The organism is Thermogemmatispora sp. (assembly GCF_042408735.1).
Lineage (GTDB): Bacteria > Chloroflexota > Ktedonobacteria > Ktedonobacterales > Ktedonobacteraceae > Thermogemmatispora.
In genome coordinates this window covers 117,444-130,318 of sequence record NZ_JBHOQV010000094.1, presented here as the reverse complement: position 1 = coordinate 130,318, position 12,875 = coordinate 117,444, and the positions used below count along the sequence as shown (strand labels likewise).

Below are 12,875 nucleotides of genomic sequence, written 5' to 3'. Positions count from 1 at the left end.
CTGCGAGCAGGGGCTGATCAGGCGCGTCGACGCTGTACCAAGGCTTCGCGTCCGCTGCACTATTACTATATCACGCCCAGGCTGACAGGCGGGTCAAGCAGCACACCTGGATTGAGCAGCCAGCGAGGGTCAAGCGTCTCCTTAGCAGCACGCAGCACCTCAGCAAAGAGGGCAGGTCGCTCACGATCGTACCAGGGGCGATGATCGCGCCCAACGGCATGATGGTGGGTAATCGTGCCGCCCTGTTCCGTCACAGCACTTAGAGCCACACGCTTGATCTCCCAGAACTGTTCCACGAGGGATGTCTTTCTGCCGAGCGCGCAGAAGGTAAAATAGGCTGCCGCCCCATCAGGATAAACATGCGTCAGACGGCAACTGACCCAGCCAGCCTTGCCCGTGACCTCGTGTATGGCCTGGGCCGTCGCGAGCCGCACCTGTTCGTACAGGTGTGAAAAGCGCTCCCAGGTCACAGCCGTCTCGAAGGTGTCAGAGATGATACCGCGCGCCGTCAAAGCCTCACGATACCAGGGCATGCGCAAGAAACGCTGGCGCCAGCGCCCCGCAGCTCCCTGGCGATGGCCCTCTCCCTCACCGCTTTCGCTCGCTTGCGACTCCACGACCCCGCCATAATCAGCGCACAATTCGAGTGCACGCCGCAGCCAGGGATCAAGCGCATGGTCTGCCGACTCAAAGGTCAGAATCAAAAACGCCTGCGTCCCATTGCCCAGCCCACTGCCCAGGCTCTCCAGCGGATCAAGGAGACGGCAATTGGCAGGATAGAGGCCAGCCTGAGCGATGGTGCGTACAGCCTCCACAGCCTTAGCGAAATCCTCAAAGCACACACTAGCTGAAGCGCGGAAGCGCGGGCGACGTCCAATGCGTACCCAGGCCCGCGTGATCAAGCCCAGGGTACCCTCCGAGCCAAGCCACAGACGCTGTGGATCAGGCCCAGCTCCCGAGGCCGGAAAACGCGGTGAGACAATCACACCACGCGGCGTGACCAGCTCGATGCCCTCGACCAGATCATCGATATGCGTGGCCAGGGTCGCAAAGTGGCCACCGGCGCGTGTGGCGATCCAGCCTCCGAGAGTTGAAAACTCAAAGGACTGCGGAAAGAAACGCAGCGTCCAGCCTCCTGGTCTTAGCTGCTCCTCCAGCACCGGGCCGGCAGCCCCAGCCTCGATCAGCGCCACCTGTGACCGCTCGTCGATCTCTAGCACGCGCTGCATGCGTGTTAAATCAATGGTCAGTACCCGTTCCGCTGCCGCCGGCGGCTCGACGCCTCCCACGACGCTGGTCCCCCCACCAAAGGGAATCACCACAATGTCGTTGGCATAGCTCCAGTCGAGCAGAGCTGTGATGTCCTGGATCGCACGCGGATAGGCCACCACATCGGGCGGATGAGAGAAGTCACGCGCAAAGGCACGGGCCGAGTCGGGGAAAGAAGCGCCATAGGCATGGCGCAGGCGCTCATAGGGTTCCGTCGTACAAATGGCCGCCAGCGCAGAGGGGACAGTTAAGCGCGGAGGCCGCAGGTCAATCTCCTCCACTACCGGCGGCGGCGTCACCTCAAATTGATCCACCCCGAAGAAGGCCGCCCAGGTCCCTTCGAGCCAGGTGAGTTCCTCCTCACCGAGGATATCGCCTTCATAGCCCCAGCCCCAGAATTTGCGCCGTTTCGCGCTCATGCTCATACTTCTGCTCCTGACACAAGAACAAGCAAGAGTGACTGGTAGCAAGTGGATCGAATGGACGATCCTGCTTTGGATCGCCCTGCTGTTCCTGATTGTAGCATATCACCTGCCCCGGTCTCCCTCCGCACCAGCTCAGTGCTGCCCCAGGAGCAGCAGCACCAGCAGAATAGCAACCACTGCGAGCAGCAGGCCTATTACCAGCCCGACACCCAATGGTTGGCCCATATTAACGGTCCAACCCACTCCCATGCGCCTTTCTACAAACAGAGCCGGATCATCGCGATTGACGTAGAAGATCCCCGCCTTCCAGTAACGATCGTCGTCGCGTTCTACATAGCTCGTGCGTACGACATAGGTATGCGCAGGTCGGGCCTGAGCAAGGTAGAAGATCATCAGGCCCAGGATAGCCAAAGGAAGGAGCAGCACCCCCACAAACACGATGCCGAATGCTGTTGGCGGAATGACTTGCGTCAGCAGTAAGAGGATCAGGAAAAAGCTCAGATTGACAGCTCCTAGCACCGCAGCCAGCAAATTGCGCAAAGCTTGCTGCTGACGCTGCCGATCAAGGCGGGCCTGCTCTGGATCTGCTGGATCGAGCCGCCGGCTCCTTACAGGCAGCGTGAGCGCCAGTCCGAGAAGCAGTACATTGATCACCAAGGCGAACAGGGAGAATAAGAGCAGTTCCTCTTTTCCACCCCAGCGATCAACTTGACCATTAGGACCAAAATGGAGCGGAATGCGCTCCGGTAGCGCCGGATAGCGCACGACAGTCAGCCCCCAGAGCAGCCCCAAGAGCAGCAGATCCAGTCCCAGCCACACAGGAGAGGGTCGTGCCTGCCGCTCGGGTAGACCCACCTCAACCGCGATGGCCTGGCGCAGACCGCTATACCAGCCTTCACGCTCCTTCACGCGCCGGAGCGTGCGATGCATGAGAGCATAGAGGCAACCAGCAATGACTACCGCTGCTATCACTACGAGGGGCATCAGCCAGAGCTGCCACTCCAGAGGTAGCAGCCAGGCCACTAGTAGCAAGGCCAGCAACTCAATCAGCCCCGCCAATAGCAGCGCGACACGATAGCGCCGCCGAAGCTGCGCAATCACCGGCTCGCCCAGACGCGTCGGCGGGATGCGCACGCCGAAGGCCAGTGTTGGAGAAGCCAGGTTCGGCCAGAGCCAACAGAGTATTTCGATTCCAACGAGCATGATGACATTGAAACAGGTATAGAGAGCTTGCATGGCATGCCTGTCCCTCTTTCTCGTTGTGCTATTGACGAGTCCGACCAGGATCAGTCAGAGTAGACAACACGCGCTGGCAGCGCGTCAGAATCTCCTCAGCGGGCAACCCCTGGGCAAGCGCCTCAGCGAGCAGTGTGCGTAGACGGGCTTCCCAGTCCTCAGCCAGTTTCCCTGTCGGCTGAACTACCGCCCCCGTCTTGCGCCGTACCTGAAGGAAGCCTTCACGCTCCAGCAGCTCGTAGGCCTTGTTGACCGTATGCAGGTTGATGCCGAAATCGGCAGCCAGTTGCCGAATCGATGGCAGCCCCGTTCCCGGCAGCAACTCGCCGCGGGCAATGCCTTCGACGATCTGATCGCGAATCTGCTGATAGATGGGCTTCTCACTTTCCGGTTCGATAAAGATCAGCATGGACAGCCCGCCTTGACTATTTGTTATAGTTATTATATAACAGATAGCACAAAGAAGCAAGTTCCCCGATAGCAAGGGGGCAAGGAAAGGAGAAACAGCTCCGTCATGGAAAAAAGCCAGCGCATAGGAATCATCGCGTACCTGCTGATCACATTTGCGGGGGCCTGGCTTTGTTGGGGTTTGAGCCAGCTTGCAGGCATAGCGGTCGGGAGCCCGCTCTTTCAAGGGGTGACCTTGTTAAGTGGCTTCATGCCAGCCATCGCGGCCCTGATCGTCCGACTCTGGATCACGCGCGAAGGGCTGAGCGATGCTGGCCTGTCGCTCTCGCTACGAGGAGGAAAGTGGCGCTACTATCTGTTTGCGCTTCTGCTGCCTCTCATCAACATGGGCCTGATTATCAGCGTTAGCCTGCTTTTTGGCATAGCCAGACCGGATCTCACGCTCCAGCATTTCCTCAAGCTTTCAGTGCCCACGGTTCACAGCGGGTCTCTGCCTCTGGCGCTCTGGCCCGTCGTGCTTTTGCAACTGCTCATCTTCGCCGTGTTAGTGACACCGATCCTCTGGGGCGAAGAATTCGGCTGGCGCAGCTATCTGCAGCTACGGCTATGTGCGAGGCGCCCGTTGCTGGCAGCAATCGTCACTGGCGTGATCTGGGGCTGCTGGCACCTGCCCCTGATCTTCATGGGCTACGAAGGCTACCCAAATCCCTGGTGGGGGTCGATGCTCTTCATCCTTTTTACGATTGGGCTCTCGATTATCTTCGGCTGGTTGCGTCTCAGGAGCGGTAGCATCTGGGCGAGTAGCCTGGCCCACGCAGCGACCAATGTCATTGGCGGGGATCTGAGCGCCATGCTCTTCGCTGGTGATCCACGCTTCTTCGTGGTCGCCTATCACGGAGTGCTTTCCATTCTCTTGCTGAGCTGTCTGGCAGGCTGGCTTATTCTGAGCGGTCGCCTTCAGATGAGCCTGCCAGCGAAAAGCGCCCTGGCCTGAATAACGGCTTGCGGGCCAAAGCCCCCACAGAGAAGGGGAGCCAGCCAGCGACACAGCCGACTGCCCTGGCCGGCTATGCTCGCTGCTGGCTCACTCCGCGTCTATCATTCAGTCAGCAGAAGGAGAGCAGCCTGCTGTCCTTCTCAGCCTTAGACGGCGGGAACCACATCACCACAGGCGATGATATCGCTATTGGCCTCGGGTGAGGCGCCGCTCGTCTGATAAAGGACCAGATACCAGCCGCTTGATGGGATAGACCTGATCCCCTTGACAGTCACGCTGGCGTCGGCTTCGCCACGCGCGTTGGCCTTGAGGGGCGGCAGATGGTAGAGCAATTGCCCCATGTTGCTGCAGCTACCAGCATGGAGCTGGAAATCATGGCTCGAATCGGGAGCCAGGCCACTTACGGAGACATGAATGGTTAGGGTGCGCTCCGCCAGCCGGAGCTGAGCCTGCCCCTTGACAGCCTGATTCGGGGCCACATCCTCCCCCAGGACAACACTCACTTGCTGTCGGCTTTTGGCAGAGGCCCCCGCCGGATTGCTGATGTCGCCACAGGAGATAGACTGCATCTGGTCCGCTGTAATGGCGGTCGGCCCATTGTGGACATTGATGTACCAGCCCGATACAGGGATGCCCTGGGTCTCACCTTTGAAGATGGCGGTGATGCTGGCCTGACCATGCTCGTCAGCCCGTAACATCGGTAGGGGATAGACGACCGGCCCCGCATGTTGGCAACTTCCTTTGTGAATATGGGCCGGATGGCTTGTCCCCGGCACCAGCCCTTGCATACTGACTTTGACGGTCAGGGTGTGATCTTGTGGCGTCCAGGTGAGTTGCGCTGTGCCTATCGGCATATGCTTGAGCACAACGCTGGCAAAGCTGGCTGCCACAGCCGTCTTGTTGGGCGCCGCTCCGCTGGAAGGGGTCGCCGCCCCACAGGCCGCTAATAGGCTGAGCAGGACCAGCCCTGCTAGTGCCCCAGCCCAGGACACAGCTCTTGGCTTAAGGACGCGCATCTTTTTGCTTCCTCCTTTCATGTATGGATATTTTTCAGTTACATGATGATATTCTGTTCTTTATCTACAATTAGATTATAAAGGTCTGTAAAATATAAAAATTGTTAGAAAACTAGGTATAGATAGAGATGTATTCTTCCATAAGAATCTATATGAACGGCTTGAATAGCCATCCCTTGACAGGGAGGGGCTTTGAGGCCTACAATTCTATCGTAATCCGATAGAATTGAGAGTAAGAACGGGACCACGCATGCCATCAGCAGCCAACCATCAGGATCAGCCCATCGACTACCGCGCTCTAGCAGAATTCCGCTACCAGATTCGGCGCTTCCTGCGCTTCAGCGAGCAGGTCGCGCGCGAAGCTGGTCTGGAGCCGCAGCATTACCAGCTTCTGCTAGCGCTGAAGGGTCTACCTGAGGGACGCAAGGCCACCATTACCGAGCTGGCGGAGCGCCTGCAGATTCAGCACCATAGCGCTGTTGAGCTGCTCAACCGACTGGCTGAGCGTGACCTTGTGCGGAAACAACGCGACACGCTCGATCAGCGTCAGGTGATCATCTCGCTCACTCCTCACGGAGAGCAGGTACTACACACCCTGGCCGCCTATCACCGAGCCGAGCTACAGATTGTTGGGCCGGCTTTGGTTGCCGCGTTGCAGGCTATTCTCCAAGACACACAGCAAGCCGCTGTGCCCCAAACACAGCAGGCCGAGCCTCACCCAGAACATAAGGATCAAGTGGATCAAGGGAATAATGAGATATGAATATTTTTGCTTTACAAAAATATCAAAAAGGGCAAAACAGTTCTCAACAGCAGGCTCTGCGGATGCAAAAGGGCAGCCGACTATGGAGGACTCTGCTACAGGCGCTGAGGGGAGAGGATGAAGATCAGAAGGGCGAACGTCTTGGCGACTTTACGACCACAGTGCGGGTCATCCCCATCTCCTTGCTGGCCATCGCCATCGGTGCCCTTGGGGCAGTTGTCGCCCTCGTCTTATTGCGCCTCATTGGCTTGTTTACCAATCTCTTCTTTTATCAGCGCTTCGATACCTCCCTGGTTTCGCCGGCAGGGAACCATCTCGGCCCTTTTGAGGTGCTGGTGCCGATCATTGGAGCTTTGATCATCGGCCTGATGGCGCGCTACGGTTCGGAGCGTATCCGTGGACACGGCATCCCTGAAGCTATTGAGGCGATTCTGATCAATGGTAGCCGCGTGCAACCGCGCGTTGCTTTTCTCAAGCCGCTCTCCTCGGCCATCTCGATCGGCTCTGGCGGTCCCTTTGGGGCAGAGGGTCCGATTATTATGACCGGAGGAGCGTTTGGCTCGATGATCGCTCAATTCTTCCATCTGAGCAGCGCTGAACGCAAGACGCTGCTCGTTGCTGGGGCGGCAGCAGGCATGTCGGCCACGTTCGCCTCACCTGTGGCGGCGGTGCTGCTTGCCGTAGAGCTGCTCCTCTTCGAGTGGAAGCCGCGTAGCATGATCCCCGTCGCGTTGGCCAGCGCGACAGCCGCCGTGCTGCGACGCTACCTGATCGGTATGGGACCGCTCTTTCCGGTGCCTCCCCACCCAGCGTTCATTGGTCCCCGAGCGATGCTCTGCTGCCTGGCTGTTGGTCTGCTTGCTGGTATCCTCTCGGCCTTGTTAACAAGCGCAGTCTATGCCTCAGAAGATGCCTTCCGTGCGTTGCCCATCCATTGGATGTGGTGGCCGGCCATCGGAGGTCTGGCCATCGGCCTGGGCGGGCTGATCTTTCCCCAGGCTCTGGGGGTAGGCTACGCTACCATCAGCGCTCTTTTGCAGGGCAATGTTCCCCTCACGATCATTGTGGGCGTCTTGTTGGTTAAGTCTACCATCTGGGCGATCTCGCTCGGCTCCGGTACCTCAGGCGGCGTGCTGGCTCCCCTTCTTCTGATGGGCGGCGCTCTAGGCGGACTGTTGACCCCTTTGCTTCCTGCTGAGGGACGCGGGTTTTGGCCTCTGGTAAGCATGGGGGCTATTCTCGGCGGAACAATGCGCTCTCCATTCACCGGCATTGTTTTTATGCTGGAATTGACCCACGATGTCAACGCTTTGCTCCCCCTTTTGATCGCCGTGACCTCAGCTCACGCCTTCACGGTTCTGGTGATGCGGCGCTCGATCTTGACGGAGAAGGTCAGCCGGCGCGGCTACCATCTGACTCGCGAGTACTCTATTGATCCATTGGAGATCATCTTTATCCGCGAGGTGATGCGCACCAGCATCGTGGCACTGCCCGCTTCGCTGCCGCAAAAGGAGCTGCTGCAATCGCTGCGGCGCGTCTCCCATCAGCACGGTCAGCGCCTTTATCCTTTGATCGACGAGCAAGAGCGCCTCGTTGGAGTGTTGACGCGCCGCGATCTGGAGCTGCTTTCCCGCGAGCACAAGGAGAGCGCCGAGCAACAGAATGGGCGTTTGCTTGTTGAGTCGATCCGCCGCCAGCCAGTGGTTTGCTATCCCGATGAGCCGCTTCGCTCCGTGGTCTATCGCATGGCTGAGACCGGGCTGACGCGTCTGCCGGTGGTGGAGCCTGCGACCGGACGCCTGGTTGGACTGGTCTCGCTGAGCGATCTCCTTAAGGCGCGCGTGCGTACCTTGATCGAGGAGCGAAGTCGCGAGCGCGTTCTGCGCATTCGCCTTCTCTTCCCTCTCGGGGCCCGCTTACAGGCTCTGCGTCTGCGCGACGAGCATCTCTCTGCACCTGATAGCGAGCACGGTGAGGGTCAGCAGACACGTCGCTGAACCCAAAAGCCCCGCTCGGTTTACACAAAAAGTGTACGAATAACGCCACCCCAGGCCAGGCGTCATCAACGAGATGGCTCCTTTTGTGGCTGGATCATAGCGCCCTGTCGCGCAAGGCTTATGATCCAGCCACAGCTACACTGGCCTGGTTGGAGCAAGGGACTGGGCGAGCAGCTATGCAAGACGGCGGAGAGATCGGGTCAGCATTTCTGCCCTTGCCGCTTCGCTAGAGTGAGCCTGTATTGCGCATGAGGCCACCGTCGATGACAAAGGTCGAGCCTGTGACATAGGCAGCCGCATCGGAGGCCAGGTAAACAGCCAGAGCGGCGACCTCCTCAGGCTGGCCCATGCGATGCAGCGGGATCTCCTCTAGCAGCGCTTGGTATTTCTGAGGATCGGCTTTGACATCAGCGTCGATCGGCGTATCGATAGCACCAGGGGCAATGTTGTTAACTGTAATCTGATAGGGGGCCAGCTCTAGACAGATGGTACGCATCAACATGCGCAGGCCACCTTTAGCACAGCAATAGGGTACATTGAGAGGCATAGGTAGATCCTCGTGAACAGAGGAAACATTGATAATGCGCCCCGCTGTTCCTTGCTTGATCATCTGGCGAGCCGCTGCCTGGGCGCAAAAAAAGGGGCCTTTGAGATCCACCGCCAGCACGTGATCGAACTCTTCCTCAGTCACCTCGACAAACGGATGATGGATCTCCATACCGGCGTTGTTGACCAGGATATCAAGGCGACCGTAATGCTCGACTGTTCGCTCTACAAGCGCTATGGCCTGCTGGTACTGGGCTATATCAGCCTGCAGCACAAGGACCTGTCCTTCTCCTTGTTCAATAAGCTGCTGCACCTCCCTCGCCTTCTCCGCAGCATGAGCATAGCTAATGGTCACTCGCGCCCCTTCGCTGGCGAAGCGCAGGGCCATAGCTCGTCCGATCCCGCTGTCACCCCCGGTGATCAGAGCGACCTTGTTGGCAAGCTGCATCTTCGGTTCCTCCTCCGCCTGAGCGGTTGATTGACGACTCCTGTTTTGGCTAACCAGCCACGCCAGACGCGTGCTCATAGAAAAACACGAGGCAGGCGGTCCTCTTGCTCCATCTCCCCTTGTCGCAGTTTCCTTCCGCATAGCCGGTGATAACAGGCTATGGTAGAGTCACGACGGCTCCCACTGACACGTGGAATCTTCGTGACAGTGGCAAGCCAGTATAGTAACTAGCGAGCATTGCCAGAGAGGCCACCGGCTCAGCAGACGAAAGAAGAGAGTCAGAGCAGAGCCTTTGAGGCGTCCCTAATAGGCAAGAGCACAAGAGCAAGGGAGGAAGAGAAAGCAGATATGGCAGAGAGCAATGTGATTGTCGGCGTTTTTGAAGATCCCCGCCAGGCGAGGCAGGCCTATGAGACCCTGCGCGCAGCAGGCTTTGGAGCTGACTATCTAGGTTTGGCCAATCCGCAGGAGATGCGCCGACCTCGCCTGGACCTGGCCTATCTCACGGAGGCTGGCGTGCCCGAGGAAGAGGCCCACTTTTATGAACAAGAATTTCGGGCAGGACACGCCCTTGTTACAGTGCGCGTCGCCGGTCTGCCTCCAGCTAGCGCCCAGAAGGCGGCGGAGCTGCTGCAAGGCTATGGGGCCTATGACGCCCACTCAGGGCCTGACCGGCGTGGACCATATGCTCCCAACATTCGTACAGAAGAGCCTTCACCTTTCTTTGATCTGACGTATCCTGAAGACTTGGCCTCATCATCCGGCGACCAATCCTTGCCCAACACCGAGGGAGAAAAGTCTGAGTAGCACCTGAGCAGCGTAGAAATGCGGCATCGCGCTTGCCTACGGGATGGAGAGGGCAGAAGCAGGCTGGCCGCTCGCCTCAACAGGGTTGTGTGCTTGTCTTCAACTGCCAAGCGCCGCCAACCCTCACTGGCTGCCGGGTGTGGCGACAGGTAGCCACACGCTAAAGGTGCTTCCTTCGCCAGGCACACTCTCGGCCCCGATGCGTCCGCCGAACTGCTCAACCAGCGTCTGGGCGATAGCCAGGCCAAGGCCTGTGCCTGGGCGCTGGCGAGCCCGGTCGGCTCGATAGAAGCGTTCGAAAATGTGAGGGAGGTCAGCGGGATCGATGCCGATCCCCGTATCACTGACGCGTAGCAGGGCTTCATTGCCAATGCGCTCCAGAGAAACGACTACCCGTCCTGGCTGCTGTTCACTTTCAGCCGGGGTATATTTCAGGGCATTATCAAGCAAAATGAGCATCAGACGTCTTAATTGCTCTTCCTCACCACGTACACGTACTGGCTCAATATGTCCGATCTCAAGTTTAAGAGGTGAATCCTCGGCTTGGAGACGAAGACGTAGCTGACGGATGAGATGCAGGACCACTCGATCTAGCTCAACGACTGGCGGAAGAGCGCGTCGGCCATTGCTGCCTGCGGCGATCTCCTCCTCGGCATTCCGGCGAGCGAAACTTGCATCGGCCCGTGCCAGTAGCAGGAGGTCATCGACCAGACGAGCAAGGCGCAGAGTTTCACTATGGGCATCGCAGAGCATCGTTCGTCGTTCCTCGGGCGGCAACTCATCGATATGGCGCTGGAGAAAGGCCAGGTTGCCCTGAATGGTGGTGAGCGGGGCGCGCAGCTCGTGTGAGGCATCAGCGATGAAGCGGCGCTGAGCACGAACAGCGTGTTCCAGGTCGCTGAGCATAGCGTTGAAAGAATCGATCACCAGCCCGATTTCGTCGTGACGACGCGGGCGTGGAACGCGCAGGCTCAGATCACCAATGCGGGTACCGCGGGCTGTGGCTTCTTTGATAGCGCGCGCTGTTGCTACGACGTCTTCTAGCGGGCGCAGGATGTGACTGACAATGAACCAGCCACCTGCCAGGGCCCCGATGAGAATAACAGCACTGGCAACCACAAGCAGTGTCTTGAGCAGGAGCAGAATATTGTCGACGTCGTTAAAGGATTTCGCCACCAGCAGCAGACCGACGAGCGGACCCTGACAGGCGGGAACTGCTGTGGCGCTGACCTCAGCCGGCAGTGTGTTTGCTGTTTTGGGCTGGCAGATCGGGAGTACACCGACGTAGAGGCGGTCGCCATTGACTTCAGTGGTATACCAGGCCTCCTGGCGACGCAGAGCGGCATTCCAAGCCGCACCATTCCGCGGTAACATACTGAGCTGGCTGCCATTCGAGGAGTACACTACCTGACCATCAGGGGTCAAGAGGGCAAATACAATCGGGGTACGATAGAGATCAATATCATGCAGATCAGGATTAAGAGGCAAATAGGGCGGGTTGGGCTGGAGCTGTCGCTCGACGTCGAGCAAGGCGGCGTGGCCAACGACGCGGGTATTAGTGATCACGCTCTGGTTGAGTGCATTACTTGCCAGGAGGAAAATCAAGGTGCCAAAGGCCACGAGCGTGATCGTTAGCAGTAGGCCATACCAGAAGACCAGGCGCAGGCGCAGCGTGTGAGGCATTGCCCGCAAGCGGGCAGTCGCCCGAGCAGCACCAATTTCACCCATACATCTTTTCCATTTCCTCGTAGTCCAATGGCTGCGGCGGAGATTCGGGCCATCGCTTCTCTTCCCCTATGCAGGTGAGGGCGCCTCACAGCTGCAAGCCCTAACCAGAGTTGCTGCTGAGTCAGAGCCTGCTTCTCTATCCGCTGCTCCCGCCAGGGGAGGCAAGCCGTGAGCCAGAGACACTTACTCCTTGAGTACATAGCCGATGCCACGCACCGTGTGGATCAGTCGCGGTTCGCCGCCAGCCTCCAATTTCGAGCGTAGGTAGCCGATATAGACTTCCAGCACGTTTGAAGAACCTTCAAAATCGAGCCCCCAGACCCGTTCCATGATGAGGTCGCGGGTGAGCACTTGCCGGGGACGGCGTAGGAAGAGTGCCAGTAGCTCATATTCAGTGGGAGACAGCTCGATCTCGCGTTGCCCGCGGTAGGCGAGCCGGGTGCCCGTATCGAGGGTCAGGTCGGCATAGCGCAGCACTTCACTACGCTCGATCTGACTACGACGTAAGAGAGCCATCACACGTGCCAATAGCTCTTCGGGAGCAAAGGGCTTGACTAGATAATCATCCGCCCCCATCTCAAAGCCCTTCACCCGATCAGGAACGGCATCTCGAGCGGTCAGCATTAATACAGGCATGGTATCACCGGCCGCGCGCAGGCGACGGACTACTTCTAGCCCATCGATACCGGGGAGCATAATATCGAGGATCATCAGATCAGGTGGGTGCTCCAGGCTACGCATGAGGGCCTCATCGCCAGTAGCAGCTATGGCCACGCTGTAGCCTTCGTAGGCTAGAATCCTGCGCAGGAGATTGGTAATACGTGGATCATCGTCAACAACCAGAATATGCGCCTTCATAAACCTCTCTCCGAGTGACTGGTGTGCCGCCCTGGCTCGCAATGGCTGGTCGACTAACCAGTCACTGTACCAAGCCAGCGCCTTACCAGGATCTACTGAGTTATCGAGAGGGAGAGAGGGAGAACCCAACGAGCTGACAGTGAGCGCACCCTTCTGCCTCTTTCCCCAGACTCAGTATGCCAGTCTCCAATGAATGAATCCTGAGAATAAGCTGAGAGAGAGCTGAGAGTGCCTGGCTTTTTATTATAGCGCAGATCCAGTGCGAGGGGGAGCAGGGAAAGCAACCGCCAAGGTGAAGCAGATCCTGATTTGTCGGCCAAGGGGCCGTAGGTTACGAAGGCGGGCCAACGCAGAGTAAGGTCAGACGGATTGGCCAG

11 protein-coding genes are annotated in these 12,875 nt (G+C 58.5%); 4 read left to right on the top strand and 7 right to left on the bottom strand.

Annotation, left to right across the window (positions count from 1 at the left end; all coding sequences use genetic code 11):
* Window positions 1-65 precede the first annotated feature (65 nt).
* The 3 genes from ACFMO7_RS08150 to ACFMO7_RS08140 form a co-directional block, all read right to left on the bottom strand.
* Complete coding sequence (locus tag ACFMO7_RS08150; protein ID WP_376795025.1) at window positions 66-1,688, bottom strand: FAD-binding oxidoreductase; 1,623 nt, start codon at window positions 1,686-1,688, stop codon at window positions 66-68.
* A gap of 138 nt (window positions 1,689-1,826) precedes the next feature.
* Complete coding sequence (locus tag ACFMO7_RS08145; RefSeq protein WP_376795016.1) at window positions 1,827-2,930, bottom strand: DUF1648 domain-containing protein; 1,104 nt, start codon at window positions 2,928-2,930, stop codon at window positions 1,827-1,829.
* Window positions 2,931-2,958: 28 nt separating this feature from the next.
* Window positions 2,959-3,339, bottom strand: a complete 381-nt coding sequence (locus ACFMO7_RS08140) for a GntR family transcriptional regulator (RefSeq protein WP_297167560.1) — start codon at window positions 3,337-3,339, stop codon at window positions 2,959-2,961.
* 105 nt (window positions 3,340-3,444) lie between these two features.
* Between ACFMO7_RS08140 and ACFMO7_RS08135 the strand changes: the two genes are divergently transcribed.
* Window positions 3,445-4,332, top strand: a complete 888-nt coding sequence (locus ACFMO7_RS08135; protein ID WP_322480616.1) for a type II CAAX endopeptidase family protein — start codon at window positions 3,445-3,447, stop codon at window positions 4,330-4,332.
* Window positions 4,333-4,481: 149 nt separating this feature from the next.
* Here ACFMO7_RS08135 and ACFMO7_RS08130 read toward each other — a convergent pair whose 3' ends face one another.
* On the bottom strand, window positions 4,482-5,351 hold the full coding sequence (locus ACFMO7_RS08130; RefSeq protein ID WP_322480615.1) for a CHRD domain-containing protein: 870 nt from the start codon (window positions 5,349-5,351) through the stop codon (window positions 4,482-4,484).
* 250 nt (window positions 5,352-5,601) lie between these two features.
* Between ACFMO7_RS08130 and ACFMO7_RS08125 the strand changes: the two genes are divergently transcribed.
* Window positions 5,602-6,114, top strand: a complete 513-nt coding sequence (locus ACFMO7_RS08125; RefSeq protein ID WP_322480614.1) for a MarR family winged helix-turn-helix transcriptional regulator — start codon at window positions 5,602-5,604, stop codon at window positions 6,112-6,114.
* Window positions 6,111-8,111, top strand: coding sequence for a chloride channel protein (locus tag ACFMO7_RS08120; protein ID WP_376795015.1), 2,001 nt, complete (start codon window positions 6,111-6,113; stop codon window positions 8,109-8,111). The genes ACFMO7_RS08125 and ACFMO7_RS08120 overlap by 4 nt, the downstream gene beginning before the upstream one ends.
* Window positions 8,112-8,337: 226 nt before the next feature.
* Here ACFMO7_RS08120 and ACFMO7_RS08115 read toward each other — a convergent pair whose 3' ends face one another.
* The gene (locus tag ACFMO7_RS08115; protein WP_297165581.1) at window positions 8,338-9,105 is read right to left on the bottom strand and encodes an SDR family oxidoreductase; all 768 of its coding nucleotides are present in this window, start codon (window positions 9,103-9,105) and stop codon (window positions 8,338-8,340) included.
* A 348-nt stretch (window positions 9,106-9,453) separates the two neighbouring features.
* On the opposite strand from ACFMO7_RS08115, the gene ACFMO7_RS08110 reads away from it, so the two are divergent.
* Window positions 9,454-9,912 carry a hypothetical protein gene (locus ACFMO7_RS08110; protein ID WP_297165579.1) on the top strand — a complete coding sequence of 153 codons (459 nt, stop codon included), beginning with the start codon at window positions 9,454-9,456 and terminating at the stop codon, window positions 9,910-9,912.
* A gap of 123 nt (window positions 9,913-10,035) precedes the next feature.
* On the opposite strand, the gene ACFMO7_RS08105 is transcribed toward ACFMO7_RS08110, so the two are convergent.
* Window positions 10,036-11,640 (bottom strand): cell wall metabolism sensor histidine kinase WalK, encoded by a 1,605-nt coding sequence (locus ACFMO7_RS08105; protein ID WP_297165577.1) that lies wholly within the window; start codon window positions 11,638-11,640, stop codon window positions 10,036-10,038.
* A 183-nt stretch (window positions 11,641-11,823) separates the two neighbouring features.
* Complete coding sequence (locus tag ACFMO7_RS08100) at window positions 11,824-12,498, bottom strand: response regulator transcription factor (RefSeq protein ID WP_297165575.1); 675 nt, start codon at window positions 12,496-12,498, stop codon at window positions 11,824-11,826.
* Between the last annotated feature and the right edge of the window lie 377 nt (window positions 12,499-12,875).

Bases quoted from the DNA above. Each gene is read 5' to 3' on its own strand.
- ACFMO7_RS08140 (WP_297167560.1), bottom strand. From the start codon at position 3,339: ATGCTGATCTTTATCGAACCGGAAAGTGAGAAGCCCATCTATCAGCAG.
- ACFMO7_RS08130 (WP_322480615.1), bottom strand. From the start codon at position 5,351: ATGCGCGTCCTTAAGCCAAGAGCTGTGTCCTGGGCTGGGGCACTAGCA.
- ACFMO7_RS08100 (WP_297165575.1), bottom strand. From the start codon at position 12,498: ATGAAGGCGCATATTCTGGTTGTTGACGATGATCCACGTATTACCAAT.
- ACFMO7_RS08115 (WP_297165581.1), bottom strand. From the start codon at position 9,105: ATGCAGCTTGCCAACAAGGTCGCTCTGATCACCGGGGGTGACAGCGGG.
- ACFMO7_RS08120 (WP_376795015.1), top strand. From the start codon at position 6,111: ATGAATATTTTTGCTTTACAAAAATATCAAAAAGGGCAAAACAGTTCT.
- ACFMO7_RS08145 (WP_376795016.1), bottom strand. From the start codon at position 2,930: ATGCAAGCTCTCTATACCTGTTTCAATGTCATCATGCTCGTTGGAATC.
- ACFMO7_RS08110 (WP_297165579.1), top strand. From the start codon at position 9,454: ATGGCAGAGAGCAATGTGATTGTCGGCGTTTTTGAAGATCCCCGCCAG.
- ACFMO7_RS08135 (WP_322480616.1), top strand. From the start codon at position 3,445: ATGGAAAAAAGCCAGCGCATAGGAATCATCGCGTACCTGCTGATCACA.
- ACFMO7_RS08150 (WP_376795025.1), bottom strand. From the start codon at position 1,688: ATGAGCGCGAAACGGCGCAAATTCTGGGGCTGGGGCTATGAAGGCGAT.
- ACFMO7_RS08105 (WP_297165577.1), bottom strand. From the start codon at position 11,640: ATGGGTGAAATTGGTGCTGCTCGGGCGACTGCCCGCTTGCGGGCAATG.
- ACFMO7_RS08125 (WP_322480614.1), top strand. From the start codon at position 5,602: ATGCCATCAGCAGCCAACCATCAGGATCAGCCCATCGACTACCGCGCT.